Origin of the sequence: Rothia sp. HMSC065C12 (assembly GCF_001812085.1) — a bacterium.
Classification (GTDB): Bacteria; Actinomycetota; Actinomycetes; order Actinomycetales; family Micrococcaceae; genus Rothia; species Rothia mucilaginosa.
Genome location: NZ_KV807678.1, coordinates 279,640 through 301,131 on the forward strand (window position 1 = coordinate 279,640; position 21,492 = coordinate 301,131).

Annotated in this window: 20 protein-coding genes; 2 read left to right on the forward strand and 18 right to left on the reverse strand. The window is 60.5% G+C overall.

Features of this window, described 5'->3' with window-relative positions; genetic code table 11:
• Nucleotides 1-48 precede the first annotated feature (48 nt).
• Nucleotides 49-1,185, reverse strand: a complete 1,137-nt coding sequence (gene dnaJ / locus HMPREF2836_RS05400; protein WP_070629733.1) for a molecular chaperone DnaJ — start codon at nucleotides 1,183-1,185, stop codon at nucleotides 49-51.
• Nucleotides 1,186-1,464: 279 nt separating this feature from the next.
• On the opposite strand from dnaJ, the gene HMPREF2836_RS05405 reads away from it, so the two are divergent.
• Together HMPREF2836_RS05405 and HMPREF2836_RS05410 are read left to right on the forward strand one after the other, a co-directional pair.
• Nucleotides 1,465-2,334 (forward strand): DUF3097 domain-containing protein, encoded by an 870-nt coding sequence (locus HMPREF2836_RS05405; protein ID WP_070629734.1) that lies wholly within the window; start codon nucleotides 1,465-1,467, stop codon nucleotides 2,332-2,334.
• A 263-nt stretch (nucleotides 2,335-2,597) separates the two neighbouring features.
• The gene (locus HMPREF2836_RS05410; RefSeq protein WP_005508694.1) at nucleotides 2,598-3,017 is read left to right on the forward strand and encodes a DUF4870 domain-containing protein; all 420 of its coding nucleotides are present in this window, start codon (nucleotides 2,598-2,600) and stop codon (nucleotides 3,015-3,017) included.
• Nucleotides 3,018-3,657: 640 nt separating this feature from the next.
• Here the strand turns inward: HMPREF2836_RS05410 and hemW are convergent.
• From hemW to HMPREF2836_RS05490, 17 genes are all read right to left on the reverse strand, one after another.
• Nucleotides 3,658-4,944, reverse strand: coding sequence for a radical SAM family heme chaperone HemW (hemW, locus tag HMPREF2836_RS05415; RefSeq protein WP_070629736.1), 1,287 nt, complete (start codon nucleotides 4,942-4,944; stop codon nucleotides 3,658-3,660).
• A 196-nt stretch (nucleotides 4,945-5,140) separates the two neighbouring features.
• Nucleotides 5,141-6,982: a translation elongation factor 4 gene (gene lepA / locus HMPREF2836_RS05420; RefSeq protein ID WP_371260001.1), complete on the reverse strand. Its 1,842-nt coding sequence runs from the start codon at nucleotides 6,980-6,982 to the stop codon at nucleotides 5,141-5,143.
• Between the two features lie 96 nt (nucleotides 6,983-7,078).
• The gene (locus HMPREF2836_RS05425; RefSeq protein ID WP_070629737.1) at nucleotides 7,079-8,101 is read right to left on the reverse strand and encodes a PAC2 family protein; all 1,023 of its coding nucleotides are present in this window, start codon (nucleotides 8,099-8,101) and stop codon (nucleotides 7,079-7,081) included.
• A 399-nt stretch (nucleotides 8,102-8,500) separates the two neighbouring features.
• The gene (locus HMPREF2836_RS05430) at nucleotides 8,501-8,749 is read right to left on the reverse strand and encodes a hypothetical protein (protein WP_070629738.1); all 249 of its coding nucleotides are present in this window, start codon (nucleotides 8,747-8,749) and stop codon (nucleotides 8,501-8,503) included.
• Nucleotides 8,742-9,323 carry a peptidoglycan recognition protein family protein gene (locus tag HMPREF2836_RS05435; protein WP_070629740.1) on the reverse strand — a complete coding sequence of 194 codons (582 nt, stop codon included), beginning with the start codon at nucleotides 9,321-9,323 and terminating at the stop codon, nucleotides 8,742-8,744. The genes HMPREF2836_RS05430 and HMPREF2836_RS05435 overlap by 8 nt, the downstream gene beginning before the upstream one ends.
• A 68-nt stretch (nucleotides 9,324-9,391) precedes the next feature.
• The gene (locus tag HMPREF2836_RS05440) at nucleotides 9,392-9,769 is read right to left on the reverse strand and encodes a hypothetical protein (RefSeq protein ID WP_141752108.1); all 378 of its coding nucleotides are present in this window, start codon (nucleotides 9,767-9,769) and stop codon (nucleotides 9,392-9,394) included.
• Nucleotides 9,770-9,840: 71 nt separating this feature from the next.
• Nucleotides 9,841-11,109: a hypothetical protein gene (locus HMPREF2836_RS05445; protein WP_070629745.1), complete on the reverse strand. Its 1,269-nt coding sequence runs from the start codon at nucleotides 11,107-11,109 to the stop codon at nucleotides 9,841-9,843.
• Nucleotides 11,109-12,587, reverse strand: a complete 1,479-nt coding sequence (locus HMPREF2836_RS05450) for a hypothetical protein (protein ID WP_070629747.1) — start codon at nucleotides 12,585-12,587, stop codon at nucleotides 11,109-11,111. The genes HMPREF2836_RS05445 and HMPREF2836_RS05450 overlap by 1 nt, the downstream gene beginning before the upstream one ends.
• Nucleotides 12,587-13,060, reverse strand: a complete 474-nt coding sequence (locus HMPREF2836_RS05455; RefSeq protein ID WP_070629749.1) for a hypothetical protein — start codon at nucleotides 13,058-13,060, stop codon at nucleotides 12,587-12,589. Before HMPREF2836_RS05455 ends, HMPREF2836_RS05450 begins: the two co-directional genes overlap by 1 nt.
• A complete protein-coding gene (locus HMPREF2836_RS09305; protein WP_168163653.1) occupies nucleotides 13,053-13,214 on the reverse strand; it encodes a hypothetical protein in 162 nt (53 codons plus the stop codon). Before HMPREF2836_RS09305 ends, HMPREF2836_RS05455 begins: the two co-directional genes overlap by 8 nt.
• Nucleotides 13,215-13,235: 21 nt before the next feature.
• Complete coding sequence (locus HMPREF2836_RS05460; RefSeq protein WP_070629750.1) at nucleotides 13,236-14,525, reverse strand: hypothetical protein; 1,290 nt, start codon at nucleotides 14,523-14,525, stop codon at nucleotides 13,236-13,238.
• A 16-nt stretch (nucleotides 14,526-14,541) separates the two neighbouring features.
• Nucleotides 14,542-15,651 carry a hypothetical protein gene (locus tag HMPREF2836_RS05465; protein WP_070629751.1) on the reverse strand — a complete coding sequence of 370 codons (1,110 nt, stop codon included), beginning with the start codon at nucleotides 15,649-15,651 and terminating at the stop codon, nucleotides 14,542-14,544.
• A gap of 21 nt (nucleotides 15,652-15,672) precedes the next feature.
• Nucleotides 15,673-16,545, reverse strand: coding sequence for a hypothetical protein (locus HMPREF2836_RS05470; RefSeq protein WP_070629753.1), 873 nt, complete (start codon nucleotides 16,543-16,545; stop codon nucleotides 15,673-15,675).
• A gap of 10 nt (nucleotides 16,546-16,555) precedes the next feature.
• A complete protein-coding gene (locus HMPREF2836_RS05475; RefSeq protein WP_070629755.1) occupies nucleotides 16,556-17,431 on the reverse strand; it encodes a phage tail family protein in 876 nt (291 codons plus the stop codon).
• Complete coding sequence (locus HMPREF2836_RS05480) at nucleotides 17,431-20,703, reverse strand: tape measure protein (RefSeq protein ID WP_070629757.1); 3,273 nt, start codon at nucleotides 20,701-20,703, stop codon at nucleotides 17,431-17,433. Before HMPREF2836_RS05480 ends, HMPREF2836_RS05475 begins: the two co-directional genes overlap by 1 nt.
• Nucleotides 20,704-20,712: 9 nt before the next feature.
• A complete protein-coding gene (locus tag HMPREF2836_RS05485; protein ID WP_070629760.1) occupies nucleotides 20,713-21,123 on the reverse strand; it encodes a DUF5361 domain-containing protein in 411 nt (136 codons plus the stop codon).
• 5 nt (nucleotides 21,124-21,128) lie between these two features.
• Nucleotides 21,129-21,452: a hypothetical protein gene (locus HMPREF2836_RS05490; protein ID WP_070629762.1), complete on the reverse strand. Its 324-nt coding sequence runs from the start codon at nucleotides 21,450-21,452 to the stop codon at nucleotides 21,129-21,131.
• Nucleotides 21,453-21,492: the final 40 nt, after the last annotated feature.

A 21,492-nucleotide genomic window follows, 5' to 3' on the forward strand; every position in this document is an offset into this window, starting at 1 on the left:
GCGGGACTCAACCCGCACCCGCCGCATCCTCAGCTTGGTGTAGGGATCCTACTTGAACTGGTCCTTCAGGCGGGAGAAGAGACCACCGCGGTGCTTGACCTGCGAACCTTCGGTGAGAGATTCACCGCGCAGGGCGGCGAACTGGCGCAGCAGTTCACGCTGCTCTTCGGTCATGTCGGTGGGGGTGACCACCTGAATACGCACCAGCAGGTCGCCACGACGCTCGGTGCCGAGCACGGTTGCGCCCAGGCCGTTGAGGGTGATCACGTCACCGCTCTGAGTGCCTGCGGGGATAGCAACTTCTTGGTCGCCGTCGAAGGTCTTCAGCGGGATGGTGGTGCCCAGCGCCGCCGCGACCATGGGGATGTTCACGGTGGTGACCAGGTTGTCGCCCTCGCGGCTGAAGTACTTGTCACGCTTAACGTTCAGGTCAATGTACAGGTCGCCGTTGGGGCCACCGTACAGGCCTGCCTCGCCCTTGCCGCGCAGGCGGATACGCGCCTGGTCGTGCACGCCGGCGGGAACGTTGAAGGTCAGCGGCACGTCTTCACGTACGCGGCCCTGACCGTGACATTCAGGGCAGGGGGTCTTGATGACGGTGCCGTAGCCGTGGCAGTCGGGGCATTCGACCTGCTGCATGACGGTACCGAGGATGGACTGCACGCGGCGCTGCATGAAACCGTGACCAGAGCAGGTGGTGCAGGTTTCGGGCTGGGTGCCCTCTGCGGTGCCTTCGCCGTTACAGGACTTACAGGTCACGGCGGAGCGACGCTCAATGGTCTTCTCAACACCGAACACGGCGTCCTGCAGGCTGATGGAGAGGGTAATCAGGTCGTCCTGGCCCTGACGCATGCGGGATGCGGGGCCGCGGGCACCTGCCGCGCCGCCGGTGAACATGTTCAGCAGGTCCTCGAAACCGCCGAAGCCGCTGAATCCGCCACCCGGGTAGCCGCCGCCTCCGGGGTAGCCTGCGCGGCCCTGTTCGTCGCCGGTGGTGTCATAGTTGCGGCGCTTTTCGGGGTCGGAGAGCACCTCGTAGGCGAGGGTGACGTGCTTGAATTCTTCGGCTGCGTCCTCGGAGGGGTTCACGTCGGGGTGCAGCTGGCGTGCCTTCTTTCGGTACGCCTTCTTGATCTCTTCGGGGCTGGCGTCGTTCGATACGCCGAGAGTATCGTAGTGGCTCATGCGTTTCCTTCCTCTCGAGACGATGGCGGTGCTCGATGAGTGCACCGCCAATAATGGTCGTATCAATTCTAGGGGATACTACCCCCGACCCGATACAATGGCTAGGCTGAAAGGGGGTCGCTCCCGCTATCCGCTTAATCTGCGGTGCGCTCCGAACCCCGTTTTAGTTCCCCCGCCGGTTCTGTCTCACGGTTCCGTCTGATTGTTCTGTCTCACGGTTCCGGCGCGGTCACCGCCCCTACTGGCTCTGCTGCCCCTACCGCCCCAAAGGAGAATACGTTGAGTACCCACCACTCCCCCTACGGCTGGGGTGCCCAGGATCTAAACGCCGCCCGCATGAGCCGCCAGGCGCCGGCCCCACGTAAGGTGCCGCTGCGCCGCGGCCTGCTGATTGAGGATATTAACGGCTGGGTGGGTGAGGTCGTGAAGGCTGAACGCATCGGCGGTGCCCTGTTCTTCGGACTCGAAGACGCGAAGGGTCGCGTAAAGAATTTCCCGCTGGGTCCGGGCTACCTGATTGAGGGTGAGCCCGTTGAGATTGTCGCCCCGGTGGCGGCGAAGGAGCCGAAGCGCACGATTTCTCGTTCCGGTTCTATCGCGGTGAAGAACGCCCCGGCTCGGGTGGCGCGCGCCTCCCGCATCTGGGTTGAGGGTCTGCACGACGCCGAGCTCGTGGAGAAGGTCTGGGGCCACGATCTGCGCGTTGAGGGCATTGTTGTGGAGCCGCTGCACGGCGTGGATGATCTTGCCGGCGCTATTCGTGAGTTCGCGCCGGGCCCGGGCCGCCGCCTGGGTATTCTGGTCGACCACCTGATTGAGGGCACGAAAGAGCAGCGCATTGTTGCCGAGGCGCTTGCCGTGCCGGGTGCCGCCGGGCACGTGAAGATCGTGGGTCACCCGTTCATCGATATTTGGCAGGCGGTCAAGCCCTCGGTGCTGGGTCTGAAGGCGTGGCCGCAGGTTCCGCGCGGTGAGGACTTCAAGAAGGGCACGCTGCGTCGTCTGGGTCAGCCGCACGAAACGCAAGCGGATGTGGCGCAGGCGTGGAAGCATATTCTCTCCCGCGTTGACTCATACGCTGACCTGGATCCGACGCTGCTCGGTCCGGTCGAATCGCTCATCGATTTTCTCACCGAGCCGGGTGCCTAACCACACGGAAACCCGCTATTGCGCCCCCGTCTGCGGGCGCAGGTGTGAATTTGCTCAGAACCTTTCCCTCGAGGGCATTATCCTGTGGGTTTCGTCCCCTAAAGCGGTACAATAGTTGAGTATGTGGCATTGACCCTGTGGGTTTATGTTGCACCATCACTACACTCTTAGGTCACCACCGCTCAAACGATTTGCCTCTTCGGAGGGTATTTCCACCGGCTTAGGTGATCACCACAAGAAACTTCTATCGAACCAGGATTTTCGTGACTAACGATGTTCGCCCGGCAACCGGGCCTCAGAAAACCCGTAAGATTAGCGTGATTCAGGACCGCAACCGTGCGACTTTCGCGCATTTCGGCGGCATTCTCGGCATCATCCCTTCCGCTGCGGTTTTCTACGTCAGCCGCAATAACGCGCCCTTCGCTGAGCAGGAGGCTCGCGAGGCGATGAACTTCACCCTCCTGCCCTCCATTGCTCTGGTGGCTCTGTGGGTTGTGTCGTTCCTGCCCGGCATGGGCAACATTGCCATGGTTCTGGGTGCGCTCGTGTGGCTGTTCATGGCTATTGCATCGCTGCGCGCTGGTATTGAGGTGAACCGCGGTGAGCCGTACAGCTACCGTATGAACCCGCGTCTGCTGGACCGCTTCTACTCCACCGAGAACGCAGAATCCGCAGAATCCTAAGAACTGCCGGTCCTAAACCGCGCTGATAGCTTTTACGATGAACGCCCCGCACGTTGTGTGTGGGGCGTTCTACGTTTAAGTGGGGCTTCTTTGCCTAGTGCGCGTGAATTACTGCAAATTCTACCGAATGGTGCTGTAGATAATCGTTGTTAAACGATCGTGGGCCCCTGTTACCAGGAGCCCACAACCGTATTCACTCAACTTCAGCAAAGACGAGAACACGCTGTTAGACATATACCGTCCTGCCATGACCTATTATGGCACAGCGTAACCTTCAACCACAACTTGAAATTGGGTGTTTTGGAAAATTTTTTCTCAGGAAAGTATTCGAAAAATACGCACCCTAAAAGCGGCATGAAGGAGTGGAAAATTCTTTCGGCTAGTCCAGCACAAATGCAAACAATTAGCACGCCAATGTAAGGTTTGGCGCTCCCCTAAAGTACCCCCAAACAGCCCCGAAAAATTTTTTAAAAGTTTTTTAAGACCCGCAAAAACACCCCGAAATCACCGAAATATTACGGCAATACCGGGGTGCACGCCATTCGCAGGCAGCGTCAGAGAAAAGCATCAAGTGGAGCTGCGACAGACCAGAACCGGAACGCCGCCCCGATTGAAAAGCCCCTTGTCAGACCAATGCTTCTTAGTGTTCCTCGTGCTCGTCAGAGACCTCCGGGAGCAGCTCACGGGTCACAGCGTCGCCCAGAAGTCGCCCCTTGAGGGTCAGTCGCACGTGGGCTTCAGGGTCAGGTTCAGCTTGAGAATTCAAAGCATCAGGCTCAATCAGAGCTTGAGAAACTAGCCAGCGCAACGAGGCGCCCAGCTGCGCCTCATCGTGCACCGCGAGCAGCTCGCGCATCGCCAAACCCTCACGCACACGGATCATGAGCATAATCGTCTCAAAAGCACGGGTGGCGGTGTCCAGCACCTCACGTGCCGCCGCCGGGGACTCCCCCGCACGCACCTTCTGCGCGTAGGGCACCGGGTGCTTCACGTTCCACCAGCGGGTACCGTTCACGTGCGAGTGCGCGCCGGGGCCAATGCCCCACCAGTCCTGGTTGCGCCAGTAGGCGAGGTTGTGGTCGCTGCGAGTGTCCGCGCTGCGCGAGTAGTTGGAGACCTCGTACCAGTTGTAGCCGGCTTCGGTGAGTAGCTCCTCGGCGAGCAGGTACATATCCGCCATGAGGTCTTCATCGGGCATGGTGTATTCGCCACGGCGGATCTGCGCGGCAAGCTTGGTGCCGTCCTCCACGATCAGAGAGTACGCGGAAATATGGTCCGGCTCGTAGGAAATTGCGGCGCGAACACTTTGCTCCCACTGCTGCTGGCTCTCCCCCGGCGAACCGTAAATCAGGTCCACGGACACCTGCAGGCCGACCTCCTTGGCCCAGGCGACGACCTTCGGCACGTTGGAGGGTATGTGGGTGCGGTCGAGTACCTGTAGCACCTCGGGGACGACGGATTGCATGCCGAAGGAGACGCGGGTGAAGCCACCGTCCTTGAGGGTTTGCAGGTCTTCGCGGGTGACGGAGTCGGGGTTCGCTTCGGTGGTGACTTCTGCACCCTCGACGAGGCCGAATACGTCGATGGCTGCCTGCAGGATGCGTACGAGGTCGCGGGCGGGCAGTTTGGTGGGGGTGCCACCTCCGAAGAAGACGGTGTGCATGGGGCGTTTTGCGACGCCGGAGGCTTCGAGGGTGCGGGCGGCGAAGAGGATTTCTGCGATGGCGTCGTCGGCGTAGGTGCCGAGGCCGATGCCGTCGCCGAAGTCTTCGGTGGCGTAGGTGTTGAAGTCGCAGTAGCCGCAGCGTACGGAGCAGAAGGGGATGTGTACGTAGAGGCTGAAGTCGCGGGTTTCGCATCCTGCCGCGCTGGTGGCGGGGATGCGCCCGTCGCGGGGTGCGGGGGCGCCGGTGGGCTGGGCGGGCATTCTGCCTCCTGGAACTAGGTGTAGAGGTCGGGGGGATCAAATATGGGCACCGCGCATGCGGCTACGCGGGTAGTATCAGCAGGCGGGTAGTATCAACAGACAGCGTGCAGAGAACCCGGCGGTACACGAGGCACCAGCCGGGTTCTCCACAATCAACAGGTCAGCACACAGCCGGAAAAGCTACAGCAGCGAAAGGCTACTTCTTCTTTTCCTTCTCCTCGCTCGAAGACAGTGCCGCAATGAAGGCTTCCTGAGGAACCTCCACACGACCAACCATCTTCATGCGCTTCTTGCCTTCCTTCTGCTTCTCCAGCAGCTTACGCTTACGCGAAATATCGCCACCGTAACACTTCGAAAGAACGTCCTTACGCATCGCGCGAATATTCTCGCGGGCAATAATACGCGAACCGATAGCCGCCTGAATCGGCACCTCAAACTGCTGACGAGGAATCAGCTCACGCAGCTTAGAAGTCATCATCAGGCCGTACGAGTACGCCTTATCGCGGTGAGTAATGGCGCTGAACGCATCCACCTTCTCACCCTGCAGCAGGATGTCGACCTTCACCAGGTCAGCCTCTTCCTCACCGTCGAACTTCCAGTCCAGCGACGCGTAACCGCGGGTACGGGACTTCAACTGATCGAAGAAGTCGAACACGATCTCTGCCAGGGGCAGGCGGTAACGCATCTCCACACGATCCTCGGAGAGGTAATCCATGCCGCCAATCTGGCCGCGGCGAGCCTGGCACAGCTCCATAATCGCGCCAATGTACTCGCTCGGGGCAATAATCGTACACGCCACCATGGGCTCGCGAATTGTCGCGACCTTACCCTCGGGGAACTCGCTCGGGTTGGTCACGCGCTTAGCGTTACCAGCCTCATCCACCACGTCGTAAATAACGTTCGGAGCGGTCGAAATCAGGTCCAGGTTGAACTCGCGTTCCAGGCGCTCACGCACAATCTCCAGGTGCAGCAGACCCAGGAAGCCACAGCGGAAACCGAAGCCCAGAGCAGCAGAAGTCTCCGGCTCGTAAATCAGCGCGGCATCGTTGAGCTTCAGCTTATCCAGCGCGTCACGCAGCGCCGGGTAGTCCGAACCGTCAATCGGGAACAGGCCAGAGAACACCATCGGCTTGGGGTCCTCGTAACCGCCCAGGGACTCCTGCGCAGGCTTCGCGGCGGAGGTGACAGTATCACCCACACGGGACTGACGGACATCCTTCACACCGGTAATGAGGTAACCCACCTCGCCCACGCCCAGGCCCTTCGACGGGACAGGCTCAGGGGAAATCACGCCGATTTCGAGCAGGTCATGCTCAGCGCCGGTGGACATCATCTTAATCTTCTGACGCGGCTGCAGGCTACCGTCCACAACACGCACGTAGGTAACCACGCCGCGGTACGAGTCGTACACCGAGTCAAAAATCATGGCACGCGCCGGGGCGGATGCGTCACCCTGCGGGGCGGGAATCGCCTCCACAATACGGTCCAGCAGAGCTTCAACACCCTCACCGGTCTTACCCGATACGCGCAGAACCTCGTCCGGCTCGCAACCAATCAGGTTCGCCAGCTCCTCAGCGTACTTATCGGGCTGAGCCGCGGGAAGGTCAATCTTGTTCAGCACCGGGATGATGGTCAGGTCGTTCTCCATTGCCAGGTACAGGTTCGCCAGGGTCTGAGCCTCAATACCCTGGGCGGCGTCCACGAGCAGAAGCGCACCCTCACACGCAGCCAGGGAGCGGGATACCTCATAGGTGAAGTCCACGTGGCCGGGGGTGTCAATCATGTTCAGCGCGTAGGAGGTGCCGTCAACATCCCAGGGCATGCGCACAGCCTGAGACTTAATGGTGATACCGCGTTCACGCTCAATGTCCATGCGGTCCAGGTACTGCGCCTTCATATCGCGCGGGGCAACCACGCCGGTGGCCTGCAGCATACGGTCTGCGAGGGTGGACTTACCGTGGTCAATGTGGGCGATAATGCAGAAGTTGCGAATAATCGCGGGGTCGGTCGCCGCCGGAACGGGCGGGTTCTTCGACATGGGTGCCAATCACATCATCCTTTCGAGATGCTGGCTGCGGGTATGGGCATAGTTACCTATCATTTTCCCATACCCGCGCCATATGTGCGAACGGACCTAACGTTCCGAAGAATCCTCCGCGGAATCCGCACCATCATCGGCAGGGTTTACGCCCTCGGAGGCGCCGCTGAGGGAATCCAGGTAGCCCTCAATATCCTCGGCAATCACCTCACCGGAGACAGTGCGCAGAGTCGAATCCATCTTCTGCTCAATCTCACGCACCAGCTCAACCTTCTCGTAGTCCTTCGCCATTTCTTCGGCGAGCTCCGCCTCCCACTCATCAGCATGGGTGCGCAGGCGGTCGTACTCCTCAGACTCGACCTTGATACCGAGGATGACCTCCAGCGCCTCGATCAGGCTCACGACCGCACGCGGGTTCTGCTGGTCAAAGCTCAGATACCCCGGGATGCTCATACGCAGCATGACCGAGGAGGACAGGCCGTGCTCGGCGGCGAGCGCAGACATTGCCATCGTCACCGAGGTAGAACCGGTGAAATACTCGTGCAGAATACCGGGGATTGCCGCCAGCTTCTCGTCGTAAGTGGTCAGCGTGTACGGGTACGGGCGGGTGTGCGCCACCTGATCCTCAAAGGTCTCAACGAAGATCGCGTGGTCCACGTGGAGCTTCTTCACGTACTTGAAGAAGCGGGTCATGAACCGCTGCAGGCACAGGCTCGGGGCGGGGCCGGTCACCACGAGCAGGCGCAGGTGGCGCTCCGGGATGGTGACCATGTTGTAGAACATCTTGGGCCACACCAGAACCGTGGATTCGGAGTCGTCGCTGTTCTGTAGCTGCGGGGCGACGGAAGCATAGTCGTAGAAGTCGTCCATGTCGAAGCCGGGGCTCTCATCGCACGGGTCGAACGCGCGGTGAATCACGTCGAGGGCGTCCTCACCGTTGCCCGGGGGTTCCTTCACGGAGTTGAAACCGACCAGCATGACGGTCGTGTAGTTGTCCTCCTCGGAGGATTCGCCCAGGCCCAGCTTGCCGAGCAGGCCCTTCTTCGCGGGCTGTTCGGTGGAGGCGGGCTTGGCGAAAGCGTCAAAGAGTCGGGCGGGTGGGAAGTTCGGCTGGCTCATCGTTGGTCCTTAGCTCGTGGTCGGTGGTTGTGTATCGGCGGTGCTCTCGCGTTTTCCCCGGCGCTACGTGCAACGCCGCTTAGGGCGCTCATGATAGGCGCGGGCGGTGTGCGGTACCGCCGATAGTTCCCACTATACGGGCTCCCGCGCGACCCGCAAGCGGTTTCGTCACCGGGCGGGCGCCTCCCCGAAATCTGGGCAGGGAATCCGTGCCAAGAATTGGGCATAAAGAAACCCCCTACGTTCCCCTTAGAGGAGGGGGAACACAGGGGGTCTCTGCCCTTAAACCAGAGAGGTACTTAGGTACCCCGCAAGTTTTAGAAAGCCTTGTTTACCAGCGGGGCTAACTTCCTTGATATTCCGCGGAGCTCAAGGGGTGCAACACCCATTGGTCACAATTTACTCACGATTTTCAACGGAGTCGCCAGGCTCCGCAGATACATCGTCGACGGCATCTTCATACATGCCCGGGTCGGTATTGAAGAAGGCGAGGATGTTCGGCAAAATCGCAGTTACAGCACCGGTCACCACTGCCGCCTGGTCACTCGTCCAGATGCCGAAAGCAACCAACACCGCAGAAATTGACGGGGCGAGCACGTACAACATTTTGCGGAGTGCGGCGCGCTGACGACGCGACAGGTTACGCATTATCAATCTTCTCCTCGAACTCGGTCACTGCGTCCTTCAGCTTCGCCCAGGATTCTCGCAGCTCTGAGACCTTGTCCTTCTCCAGCGGTGCGGGGACGCCCTCGATACCGTTCTCAATCTTGCCCTCCTTGATCGCGTTCACGCGGTCAATGAGGCGATCCAGCTGGTCGTACCAGCGGCCGGGGCAGGCAGTGGCGAAGAAGTCCTTATGACCGTGCACGTAGAAGGACCGGCTGTAGAAGGTCTCCAGATCGGCGATTACCTGGGCGACCGTCTCGAAGTCCTCCGGGCTCATCTCGGGTCGGCACTCGATACCAATCGAGCGCTGGTTAGCCGCCCAGTTACCTGCATGCCAGGCGATGTCCTTAATCTCGACAAGCTGGGCGCAGCGACCAGCCTCCACCACAAAATGTGCGGAGGTGCCGGGGCCGCTGGCGAAGAACTCGCACACCTTCTCGAAACGCTGGTTGTCATCACCCCAGTGGTGGATGACGATAGTATCGATGTCGTCCATGGTGCGGCTTGCCTCGGTGAACGAAGTGGCGTTCCACTCGGTGATGTCCTGATACTTCATATGAGTCTCCTTACTTATAGGGCAAAAAGGTGTGGGTGTCTTCATTAGAGACACCCACACCTTCCTTATTACTTATCCTTTTTGCCGTCTTTGCCGTCCTTACCGAGCTTCGACGTCCAAAGCTCGGCAGCGACCCATTCCGCAACCTCAGACGGCAGAGGCGGAGGCGGAGGCGGCGACCCCGACTCGATGTGATTCGAGAGGCGCGTGATGTGGGCAATCGCCATGCTCATCGCGAGGCGGGCGCGGTCAGTTGCCGCATACGCTTTCTCTTCCCTGGCGCGTGCCTCGTCCTCACGGCTACGAATATCCGTCTCCAGTGAGGCGCGAGCTGCGCTCTCCTTCTGCAGGCTTGATTCCAATTCGGCGATGCGGCGCTCAAGAGAATCAATCAGCGTCCGATTCGACTCATGTTTTGCAGCCGCTCGCCCATTCAGAAATGTCATCGCAGCTGGAATCAAGGTGCCCATCAGAACACCTCCCAGAGTCCAAATCTCGGGAGGTAAATCCCATGGGGTCATCGCACTCCTTCCCCGACCCCATCACGGTCACGACGCCACGCAGCACCGCCCTCACGCGGGGTGAAGTCCACGTCCGGGCGGCCCCAGTCACGGGGTGCCCACTCGGTGCGGTCCCATGGGAAATCCTTCACGCTGAAAGCGTTCAGCATGCTGCCGTCCACCGCTGTCGTGCTGACACGGTCAGCGAGGATTCGAGTCTTCTCCACGTCCCACGGATCAACGCCGGTGAACGCCTTCTCGGTCTGCCCGTCTTCGAAATTGAACGCGTGACAAAAAGCATTGGTGTCGGTGCCGACGATTCCGTACTTCTTCGCCGCAACAATGAGCAGTCGTGTCATCGGGTTGTATGGGAGCCCGGTCTTTGGGTTGAACCAGGGATTCACATCCGCGGCCAGGCGCCCCCACTGCCCATGCACAGGTGACGACGGCGCCTCGCTGGCCGGCGATTTACCGTCCGTCATCTGTGCCGGCCACGACGGCGGGTTCCCCTTTGACACTGCACCAAAGGTGAACGCGAGCGCGTGATTGATTTGGCCGCAGCGGACCTCGTCGATGCCCACGAAACCTAACGTGTTGTGCATGCGGGCGACAGCGGAGGAACCTAGCTGGAGCTGGGTTGCCCAGTTCTCCTGTGCGAGCTTCTTGAAACCTGGGGACATGACCGAGAAGCCACCGGATACAGCGGTCCAGCCGTCACCGTTCGCAGCCCGGTTTACCATGAAGTACTCACGGATGACGCCGGTGTGGACGTCCCAGATTGCCAGGCCTCGGTCACCAATCCTCGCAGGCTCCGCGAATTCTGGCATCGGGATCATTCCGCTGAGAATGTTCTGCGCGGCCCACGGGGTGAGCCCCACGCCTCGTGTTGCTTCCATTTTCTGGAAATGGCAGTCGGGGTGAGAGGAATCCACGAGATACGCGGGGATTGGTGACGTGCCAGCAACGGACGTGTTGGTGCCTGTCTTCACACGGGGGTTTCCAGGGAACTTCCCGTCTCCTGTCCTTCCCCACGGGTCTGGGTTGTTCCGTTCCATCCAGGCTGCCATCTCTGCCGAATTCTCGGCGAGCGGCATCTGGGAAATGTCTCGCTGCCAGACGGTGCCGGCACCGGCGTAGTTTGCGACGTCCATCAGTCCAGGGAAGACCACCTCTGGGTACTGCCGACTGCCGATGGGCTCCCATTTGCTCGTCTCAGCGTTAAATGCCTTGACTGCGAGCGCATGGCGGCGACCATCTGGATACTTGCTGAAGACGTAGGCTGTCATTAGGGTACTCGCGCTCCTCGGTCCTCACTCTGGGGGGTATCAGGTCCAAGGTAGACGCGGAATCCCCCGGTTGAGATGTTGTTGTTGGATGCGCGGATTCCGAGAACCCTACCCCGGTGCCTGTCCTCGTTCTGACTCCACTTATGAGTCACCTGCGCGCCGGACGGCGCGGTGATGGTGCAGCTCAGGTTCATAAACTCGAACCGCCAGGTGCCTACGCTGGTGCCGGCATTGACTCGCAAACCTGTTCCAGTGCCATCAACCATTGATTCCATCGATGCCTGACGGCCTGCCTCTGCCAGCCAAACCGTGTAGCTCCGACCACCGGCCACATACCTGTGGTCCTGCAGCCAGTCCAACGTCAGGCTGGGGGCAGGGGTAGTTACCTCTGCAACGTCAATCTCAATCGTTGCGTTCGGGGTGCCAGTTGTGACGAACAACTCAGATTCGGCGTTACCGGGGCCTGCGGGCTTCAACTTCAGGTCATCCGTGACAACCCACGTTCTGGGGACCTGCTTGCCGGCAAGCTCAGCCAGCGCGGTACCGTACATCCCGTATTGTGATTCAACGTCGTCTCGTCCGCCAAAGCCATTGTTCGGCTTCAGACCGAGGTTCTTCTTGCCACCCCATGCCGCGCGCTCATTCTCAGGCGGTGCCGGCACCAGCGCAGTGCCAGCCTGTCGCTTAGACGGATCCTCACTGATTGCGAGAGTACGACCCTGCAGAGAGCCGAACACGACGGGGAACTCGAGCTTGCTGCTGCTGAACACGTAGCCCGGTTCGGGGGTGGCTTCGAGCATGATTTCTCGGCGGTCCTCACCAGGAATCACATGGTCACCCGGCGCAGCCTCTACACCGTCCATCTTCCAGACCACGCCAGGCTGCTTCGGGGTCGGAATCGTAATCAGGCGGCGCTCAGGGACGACGTCAGGGAACCGCGGCACAATCGGGATAGGCGTGTTCAGATTGGACACGTCCGCATGGATGAGCGGGACACCGTATTTTTCCTTCTTTGCGGCTTCAGCATCCTTCGGGTTGAACGAAAGCCACCACCCCTGGGCGCGCGCCTGCACCTCGGGGGTCCACAGCGCCTTAATCTCCATGGGCACGTCGGTGGTGGTTCCGTCACTCATCACGACGGTAGCGCCCGTACCGGACGCGGAAGGCTCTACGCGCTTGATGCTCACGCCGTCACGACCAGGTGCGCCATCAGTGCCATCTCGGCCCGGCTGACCGTCCACACCGTCACGGCCATTCTTACCGTCAACACCATCGCGCACGGTGCGCCAGGTAAGCTGTGTTCCGTCATTCGAAGCACGCGCGAGAACCTCGCCCTGCGCGCCGCCGGCGGGGATCTTCTCCACCGGAGCGAGCGCCTGGTCAATCTGCTGCTGGACACCTTCGGCGGGCTTGCCGGTGAGGTGCCCCTGTTCGTCTGCGATGACCAGGCGGTCGAACACGACCTTGTCGTCTGCCATTAGTTCTTCTCCTTTTCTACGATTCGGGCGAGCCCGTTGCCCAGGTCCTCGGCGACCCAGTGCCGGGTCTGTGCCGGAGGCTGGTGCTGGGGTGCCTGGTTGGGGACCTCGTTGATGCTGTCCCCCGCGGCGGTGGCGAGGTTGATTTCCTGGCCAGGCTGGACGGTGAGAGGGACGCAGTCAATGATGATTTGGCGCGAGGTTGCGGTACGTGCAGAGACCTGTACGTTGTACTTGGCCGGTGCGATGAGCTGTACGCCGCGAGCGCCGCCATTGGGGTGGGTGCGGAGTACACCATTGACCAGATATCCCTTTACCTCGCATGCGGTGTATACGGTGGTGTCGTCGTGGCTCATGGAGGTTGGGGTGAAGGTGACGATTCCGGAGGTGATTGGTGCGGGCTCACCGGCGAGGAGCTGGTGGGTCGCCATGTTGGCGTACACGGTGGCGTATTTGACCGTGGTGTCAGGCATTTGCCGCCTCCTGTTCCTTCGTGTCCTCGGTATTGTCTAGGCGGATGGTGCCGGCGGTGATGTGCGCGTCGAGCAGTTCCTCACGCAGGCGGTTATTTTCCTGCGTGAGGTAGATGGTCTTCGCGAGGAGCTGGTCGCGTGTCAGCGTGCTCATGTTGGCTGTTTCCCTTTCTTTTTATGGGGCAGGTGTGCCGCGGTTGAATGGCATCAAGTACACGTCTGTCCAGACACCATCCGCGGTATCTCGCCCGATGTTGTAGATGCGCAGAAGCCCACCGCGGCGATTCACGTCGCTCATGGTGGTCACCAATGCCTGAGACCCGAACGCCTGGGCAAGGAGGAACGGCTGCTGCTCCAGCTCTGGCCAGGAGAACCGAACCTCGACCCACTTGCCAGATTCAATACGGTACGGTCCGACCGACCGCACCCACATGTTCTTCGTCATCGACCAGAGCCCGTCCAGGCGCATGTTTTTCTGAACGCGGAGACTGTCGGTAACGTTCACGCCACCCTGCGGGTCTACGAAGAACCCTCTGGTCTCCGAGTCTGATGTACCGAATGGCTTCATGCCTATATGCAGTGCACCCTGCGGGGACATGCGGATGATGCCGATAGGTGCCCGCTGAGCGGCATCCAGAGGGCGCATCTCAATGATTGATTCTCCCCCCGAGACAGGTCCCTGCGTGGTGCGGATGGTGATGCCGGCGCGATCATCGGCGGCGGTGGAGAATATTCCTCGGATGTAGTTGTCTGTTCCGCTGGCATCAATCTTCACGGTCTGTTCACCGGCGGCGTTGAACGCGCTGATGCCAGTGTTGTTGAGCTTCATGCCGCGGCGGGAATCTCGGTCAGTCTGCAACAGGGAGGCTGTCATCATCTCTGCTGCGATGTCCTCAACTCGGATACGCTGAGCGATCACCTCTGGGGTGACGATGTTCTCGATAACGGTTGCCCGCTGGAGGATCGCGTCCTCCGTGACTACCAGCTTCTTCGTCTCAGCTGACATCGCCCGCACGACTGAGGCGGCAAGCTCCTCGGTCACGTTGAGCTGTTTCACGTCGAGGGTGCCGGGGACGATGAGGTTCCTGCCGTCGAAGGGCGGGGACGGCATTTTCTTGATGCCGGCAACCGCCTTCGCAGCAACCGTGTCATCGTCCATCCCAGAGCCCGCCTCTACGGCGGCAATGCGGCGTTCCGCCTCAACAAGATTCCGCTCTGCTGCCACCAGCGTCTCGTTGGCTTTCGCCACGACTTTGGTTGCCTCTGTGAGGCGCGCGTCGAAGCTGGCGATGGTGTCTCCATCCCAGCGGCGAGCAGTGCCGCCTGTGTCCATGTACAGGGTGGCCTCTGCAGCAGTGGCAATCTTGATGCCATGAGGTGTTGATGCTGGCACACGCAGCCGGCGCATCTGCTCACGGAGCGTGTCAGCTGTGCGGGTAGGCCGCTGGTCAATATACATCACCATGCGGTACCTCCTTCTCTTAGGCGTTCTCCCACTGTGCCTGTTGGAAATCCAGTGTGACCTGTGGGCTGAGGTCGCCGTTCATCTTGATGATTCGCATGGGCCGCGTCCCGTCGGGGATGGTCTTCCAGCCAGTGAGAGTCACGTTCGCTGTGTCCCCGACGAAGAAGGAGCCCAGCGGGGTCTTTTGTGAGTTCGCGGCGAACGTCAGCGTGACCTGGTCAATCATTGCCTGGCGGGATAGGAGCTCGCCGTGTGCCTTCTGCCGCAGAACATCCGGGCTTGCCTGGTCGGCGTCGCTCATCACGTCTTCGACAAAGGGTTGGTCGCGGCGCCAGACGTTCGAGAGAATCTCGGCATGGGCGCGGGCCGTGCCCTCGCCCTCGCCGGCACCAGTGCACCAGATGCGGTGAACTAGGTTCTTGCCTGATGAGGTCACCGAAACATCCGGAACCTCCCCCAAGTCGGCGGTCGTGTCAAAGTCAGGAACCCAGTCCTGAGCAATGAACGGGTATGCTTCCGTGCCATGCACTAGGGCCCACTCGATTCGTGTCTGAGCATCGTCTGCCCAGCGCGGGCGAATCATGATGTCAGGCCCGTTGATAACCCCCGAAAGTTCCGTCCAGCGTTTACCGATAAGGTTATTCGCCAGGTTCCAGCCCTCATACGTTCGCTCACGCTCTCCCACCGTATCGCCCACCGTGCCATGCACCAGAGGTAGCGCACCGCCGGGGCGGTCCATCGCATGCGCGGCGAGCGCCCACGCAATCTCGCCGAGTGTGGTGCCTCGGTATTCCAGGGTTTGCCAGATGGTGCGTTTCTCGAAGATTGCTCGGAGGCCTTCGGCTTTGATTTCGAGGCTGGTGGTTGTTTCTTTTCCCCAGTCGGTGATTGGGCCGGCAACGATGGGGCGGGTAATTCCGTCCGCGCCGGTATAGGTGAGGAGGACTCCGCCTGAGAGGGGTTCCCACCATGTGGGGGTGATGGTGTTGAGGTGTTTCTTGTCGACGGTGAGGGATATTTCCTCTGTTTTGTTGAGCTCGATACTCCAGGAGGCGTTGTGCACGGTGATGGGCGGGCCCACTTGTCCGGTGGTGGTGTGGATCCAGTGGAGCCCGGGGGCGGTCATTGTTCCTCCTGCTGTTGGTGGTTACTCTTTGGCGACGCCGATGTCGGTGACGGTGATGACGTCGCCGGGGAACGGGAATCCGCCGTTCTCGCCGCGCACGACCCAGTACTGGTGCCCATAGGTGGTGTGGCGGACGACGTAGTGGATGCGGGGCTGGCCCTTCTGTAGGGTCTGGATTGTGGAGAAGTCTTTGGATTCCCAGATGTTGTTGAATGCACGTTCGCGCCTCAAAACCAATTTGTCGTCGATGTAGACGTCGTAGAATAGGCTGCCGGAGGCGATAACCGGGGTCACGTTCGTTTCACTGGTCGCTGTGGTCACCGTTGAGGTGAGGCGTATATCAACGGTGCGGTCGGTCGGCACGAAGAAGGTACCAGCGCCGCGGCGGAACTCGCCGAGCTTGTGCGGGGTATCTCGAGTGGTTTCGTGATGGTGGAGTACACCGAGGGAGCCACCGACAGGGCGAGAGAAAACAATGTTGCCGGCTTCCTGGGTAGCGGTAGTTGCCTTGATGTTCGCGCGAATCTCGCGCTTGGAAAGCATGACCGCGTTGGCCGGCACGGTCGCGCCGATTGCCACCTTGGACGCCACGGACCCGTTGACAGGCTCGGTCAGCTGCTGAACGTAGATGTACTCGACTCGCGCCCCGTTAGTCGGGGCGGGCTGAGTCGTAATCTGCTGCGCGGGCACCGGCACAAGCACCGCACGCCCCGGCGCGAGGTGGATACACACAGCGCCGGCGGCAATCTGATAACTCATTGCGGCGGTGCCCTTTACCTCGCAACCGCTGATAATTCCAGGCTCGGGATACTGCGCGGCAATGACTGCCTGCAAGTCATCAGGCGTCGTGCCGTTCCCGTTGCGGTCAGGTGCCATGCCAAAACCGGTAGTCATGGGTGCTCTCCTAAAGGTAGGTGTCTCGAACAATCACGTCGCACCAACCAGTGGCAGGAGCGAGCGCTTCGATGGTGGGTGCGAACCCCGATTTTGCGGGGATTGAGTGCCAGTCTCGACGGGTGAGGTCTGCGGTGTGGTCGGCGCCGTTGATGGTGACGGTGCCGCGGGCGCAGTCAATGGTGACCGGTGATGGTGTGATGACCGGGTACGGGTACTCTAGGACCCTGTCGCCGCTGGTGATTCGGACCCCAGACGACCACTCCCCTCGAATCACGTAGACGGGGTGCGCGGTGACATTCCCCTCATGGGCGATGGCTGCGGATTGAGGAGCCTGTGATCCGAAGGAGATAACCCCGCTAGGTGCCGGAGCGAAGAGGCCGAACCGCAACCCGACGTTCGCGCCGGCGGGGAATATCTGGGTCGTAACGGCCGGTCCATAGAGCCACGGTTCTGGAGCGAGGAGAGGGAGTTCGAAGTTGAACGCGGTGTCGCCTAGGTATTCGATTTTTGGGTCTCCGTCGATTCGAACCTCACAGGTGAGGAGGCCGTTGTCGGATTCGACGGAGAGTGCCCCCAGCTCACCGTCCCAGAGCAGGGATGAGGTGAACCGGGAGGCGAGTTCGCGAATGGGCAGAGCCTTCGCGATGATGGTTCCCTTGAGAGTGAGGGTACGGCCGGTACGGCGCGCCGGGTAGGAGAGCATGCCGTGCCCAATCTTGCGTTGGACATCGGCAGCCTCGACACCGGTGCCGCCGTCCCAGCCCTGCAGGTCAGTCACCCAGACCTCCAGCCCGTCATCGCTGGCTCCGTCCTCAAAGGTTGTGAGGACGAGGGAGCCATGAGCTCCGGTGAGCGTGACGCGGTGACGGTGCTGGCCAATCATCAGATCAGGACCCCTTCAAGGTTGAGATGGTGGTTAATTGCTTCTCCGACGCGGCGGCCGAATCGGTCAGGTGACATCTCGTCAGCCGCGTTGACGTGGACGTGGAGCCCACCGGATGCGGCAGCAACCGGTGCCGACCCTGCGGATGCAGAGAGTGCACGGTTGAGCGAGGATGACCGCACGCCAAGCGAGACAGAGCCACTGAGCGCGCCAGGAGTGAGTGCCGCGCTGAGCGTACCCATTCCTGCCTCTGCTGCTTCGACCGCGGCTTCGGTCATGTCCTTGACCGCATCGACAGCCACATCTGCGCCCTGGGTGATGCCCTCTGCGATACCCGCGGGAATCCAGATACCCACCTGGTCACGCATGACGCGAGACGGCGAGTGGATTCCTAGAGCAGACTTCACGAAGTCGGGTAGAGCGTTGACGACGCTCTTTGCGGCGTCAAGAACCGCGCCGGCGGCGTTACGGATGCCGTTAGCGATACCGCCGACAATATCTCGGCCGATAGAGAGCATCCGATCAGGGATGCCCCGCACCACACCAACGATGTCGGTGCCCATCGACCGGAAGAACCCGACCACGGTATTGATACCGGCGGAGACACCGTTCTTGATGCCCTCCCAAATGGTCGAGACAATCCGTCCGATACCATTCCAAGCGGCATCCCAGATGCTGCGAATCAGGTTCACGGCATTGGTGATGATGGAGCTGACGATGTTGATTGCGCCAACGACAATGCCCTTGATGACTTCCCAGACGCCGGAGACAATCTGCTTGATGCCCTCCCACGCGGCAGACCAATCTCCCTTGATGATTGCGGTCACGGTCTTGATGATGCCCACGACAATGTCAAGCGCGCCCTGGACAATCGGGACGATTGCCTGCACCACGGTCGTGACCACGTTCAGGACTGCTTGGATTGCAGGCACCAGAATGTCAATCAGCGTCGTGATGAGAGGGACGATTGCCTGCACCACCGAAGCGAATACAGGAATCAGCGAGGTCACAAGGACTGCAACCACGCCAGCAACGACTCCGATGATTGTCGCGAGCACCGGAAGAAGCGCCTGGATTGCAGGCATCAACGCAGCGAGCACCTGAGTGCCCAAATCCACGACCGCCGACACAATCTGACCGAACACCGGCACCAGCTGGAGCAATATCTCCCCCAGCTGGCGGAAAATATCCATAATCTGCGGGAGCATCGCCATAACCGCAGCCCCCAGCTGAGCGAGCGCAGGCACGAGCTGAGTCATGAGCTGCTGGCCAATAGGCAACAACGCCTGAACAATCTGCGTGCCGAACTGGACAACCATCGGGATCAGCGGGGCTAGGTGCTGCCCAATCTGCCCGAGTGATTCCATCAGCGCCGCACCCATCTGCCCCAGAATCGGCAGCAGAGCCTGGATAGCGCTGCCGATTAGAGGAATGAGGCGCTCAATTACCGGCTGGACAGATTGGACGACCTGGCCAAAGACCTGGCCGGCCATCTCCGCAAATCGCTGCAGCGCAGGCATTATGATTTGGAGTGCTGGCTGAAGCGACTGAATCAGCTTCTCGCCCAGCTGGCCGATAAGGGGCAGAATCGTGTTCAGCGCGGGCTGGATTGCCTGCATAAGCTGCTGCCACATCTGGCGGCCAGTCTCAGTCTGGGTAAAGAACGTGACGAGTGCCGCGCCGGCGAGAGCCAGCGCTCCAACCACCGCCATGAGCGGGTTTGCCTTAAGTACACCCAGGAAGGACCCGAGAGCACCTGAAGTCGCCGACAGCACCGCCTTATATGCGACGGTGGCGGCGGACGCGACTTTAAGCGCGGCTGCCTTAGCTTGGAAGGCGCCGGCTCCGATTTGTGCCTCGCGGGAGAGATTAGCGACCTCTGCCGCGGTGCCGGCACCAGATGCGACAAGGCGGTATCCTTCTGCGACGGCATCGAAGGAGCTCTTGAGCTTACCCACTGCGCCGGCGGCAGTCTGGTACGACTCGAGAGCAAAGCGTCCTGCGTCGATCGCACGGCTTGCGGTGTTGTACGCACCAACAGCGCCGATAACGGCAGTCGCCATTGCTGTCACGGCTTCGGGGTTGCGGTTAATAGCGTCGGTTAGGCGACCCAGGGCGTTAGCGGCTAGGTCTGCTAGACCGGTGATTGCATCAAATGGGTTCCTTAGGTTCAGTGCGCTGGCGCTGGCGCCACCGAATGCACGGACGAGTTTCTGCAGCGCAGTCGCGATGGCTAAGATGATTTCTTCGAACCTGTACCATACCGTGGAGACTGCCTCCCCGAGCGGCGGCAGGATAGCGCCGAGCGTCTTTCCTACGCTCATCACGAGCCCGCCAATAGACGGGCCAACGATAGATGTCCAGTGTGAGATTACCTGGACTGCGTATTCCATCGCACTGCCGAGCTTCTCGCCGATAGTCTTACCCATCGCTTCGACAGGCTTCATCCACTGCTGGAATGAGAGGAAGAACTTGGTGAGCGTCGGGTAGACACCAGATAGGATATTCGCACCGAATCGACCTAGTGCAGCCTGCGCGTTGGCGAACGCGCCAGGTAGCGTGTTGCCCATCTCGAACGCGACGTTACCTGCGGCGGAGGTCATCGCCTTCTCGAATTGGTCGAAGCCGATTTTGCCGTCCGAGGCCATCTTGAAGACCTCATCTGCCGTCACGCCAAGCTGCTTAGCGAGCGCCTGGTAGATTGGGATTCCTCGGTCTGCGACCTGGGCGAGGACGTCGTTCTGTGCCTTTCCGGTAGACGCGACCTTGTTATAAATCGCGCCCATTTCCTCCATACTGGAGCCTGACGCCGCAGCCGAGTTCGAGACGGACTTAAGGACGGCTTCGAGCTGCTCACCCGGCTGAATACCCGATGCCACCGCACCAGCAGCAGCGGTCGCCGCCGCGTCCAGACCGAAAGCTGTGCCCTTCACGGATGCCGATGCGTTCTGCATGATGACCGACACCGCGTCAGCGTCATTGCCCAGGCCTCGAAGCTTAGCCTGGGCAACGTCAATCGCTTTCAGACGATTGAAGCCCTTACTGAAAGCGGTGCCGAGCACCGTACCCAGCGAAAGCCCTGCCAGCGCCTTCGTAACCACGCCACCGATAGCACCACCGAAGAGACGGCCGAACGCACCAGAAGCCTTACTGCCTGCTTCGCTACCGGCGCGTTCGCCCGCAGAGCCAATCTCGGAGATGATTTGCGCGCCGGCTCCCTTAGTCGATGCGATGACCGATACATAGGCCTTCGCAAGCTCGTACCCTGCCATATATGTCTCCTAGATGATGGTTGTTGAATCGGTGATGTCTGTGCCGGCGCCGGCGCGGCGCTCAGCGGCCCAGTGGCGTGCTTCATCAAGCGACATAGTGCCAGAGCCAAGCTGCTTCGTATTTCCACTCTTCACCCCTGGCCGTGGAATCGGGTCCGGTCGAGAACGGCCCTTCTGCCCGTCCTCAGTCCTCTGCCAATTTGCTTCTGCAAGACGATCAAAGATGCCGGCAAGGAGTTGATCTTGCAGCCCCCATCCTTGAGCGAGTTCCCTCATGAGGGCGGAGTTATCAGGCAGGTGTACAACCATAGCCGCGGTGAGGCGGGGACCGTAGCGAGCGAGCAGTTCAGCGAAGCGTGCTCCGTAGAACCGGATGAGGTCAATCTCGATCAGCTCGCGATGCTCCCGCAGGAGCTTCACGAGCGTCAGAAGTTTGGGTTCAGCGCATGCATAAGGTCAGTGAAGAACGTGGTGTAATCACTCATCTTTGTAATACCGGTCTCCTGGTCGCGCAGAGCTTCCATAACTTCCTTACGCTGTGATTCACCCAGTAGAGCACGGATCGCGGCAAAAATTCCTTTGGGATTCCCCTCATCCAATGCGATGAGGGATTCCATCAGCTCCGCATCGTCAAGTGCCGCGCTGTTGACTTCCCAGTCACGTCCACGCAGGTGAACGATAACTCGGTCCTGGCCACCAGCTTCCTTGTGGTCAGTGAGGTTGATTGCTGCCTTGCGCTTCTTACCCATGTGTCGTTCCTTCTGTCTGTTGTAGTTGATATCCCCGGGG

Excerpts from the sequence above, each read along its gene's own strand:
- hemW (WP_070629736.1), bottom strand. The coding sequence starts at position 4,944 with ATGCCCGCCCAGCCCACCGGCGCCCCCGCACCCCGCGACGGGCGCATC.
- HMPREF2836_RS05460 (WP_070629750.1), bottom strand. The coding sequence starts at position 14,525 with ATGGTGATGTATATTGACCAGCGGCCTACCCGCACAGCTGACACGCTC.
- HMPREF2836_RS05425 (WP_070629737.1), bottom strand. The coding sequence starts at position 8,101 with ATGAGCCAGCCGAACTTCCCACCCGCCCGACTCTTTGACGCTTTCGCC.
- HMPREF2836_RS09305 (WP_168163653.1), bottom strand. The coding sequence starts at position 13,214 with ATGAGCACGCTGACACGCGACCAGCTCCTCGCGAAGACCATCTACCTC.
- dnaJ (WP_070629733.1), bottom strand. The coding sequence starts at position 1,185 with ATGAGCCACTACGATACTCTCGGCGTATCGAACGACGCCAGCCCCGAA.
- HMPREF2836_RS05445 (WP_070629745.1), bottom strand. The coding sequence starts at position 11,109 with ATGACAGCCTACGTCTTCAGCAAGTATCCAGATGGTCGCCGCCATGCG.
- HMPREF2836_RS05465 (WP_070629751.1), bottom strand. The coding sequence starts at position 15,651 with ATGACCGCCCCCGGGCTCCACTGGATCCACACCACCACCGGACAAGTG.
- HMPREF2836_RS05470 (WP_070629753.1), bottom strand. The coding sequence starts at position 16,545 with ATGACTACCGGTTTTGGCATGGCACCTGACCGCAACGGGAACGGCACG.
- HMPREF2836_RS05435 (WP_070629740.1), bottom strand. The coding sequence starts at position 9,323 with ATGAAGTATCAGGACATCACCGAGTGGAACGCCACTTCGTTCACCGAG.
- HMPREF2836_RS05475 (WP_070629755.1), bottom strand. The coding sequence starts at position 17,431 with ATGATTGGCCAGCACCGTCACCGCGTCACGCTCACCGGAGCTCATGGC.
- HMPREF2836_RS05480 (WP_070629757.1), bottom strand. The coding sequence starts at position 20,703 with ATGGCAGGGTACGAGCTTGCGAAGGCCTATGTATCGGTCATCGCATCG.
- lepA (WP_371260001.1), bottom strand. The coding sequence starts at position 6,982 with ATGTCGAAGAACCCGCCCGTTCCGGCGGCGACCGACCCCGCGATTATT.
- HMPREF2836_RS05455 (WP_070629749.1), bottom strand. The coding sequence starts at position 13,060 with ATGCCTGACACCACGGTCAAATACGCCACCGTGTACGCCAACATGGCG.
- HMPREF2836_RS05430 (WP_070629738.1), bottom strand. The coding sequence starts at position 8,749 with ATGCGTAACCTGTCGCGTCGTCAGCGCGCCGCACTCCGCAAAATGTTG.
- HMPREF2836_RS05440 (WP_141752108.1), bottom strand. The coding sequence starts at position 9,769 with ATGACATTTCTGAATGGGCGAGCGGCTGCAAAACATGAGTCGAATCGG.
- HMPREF2836_RS05490 (WP_070629762.1), bottom strand. The coding sequence starts at position 21,452 with ATGGGTAAGAAGCGCAAGGCAGCAATCAACCTCACTGACCACAAGGAA.
- HMPREF2836_RS05450 (WP_070629747.1), bottom strand. The coding sequence starts at position 12,587 with ATGGCAGACGACAAGGTCGTGTTCGACCGCCTGGTCATCGCAGACGAA.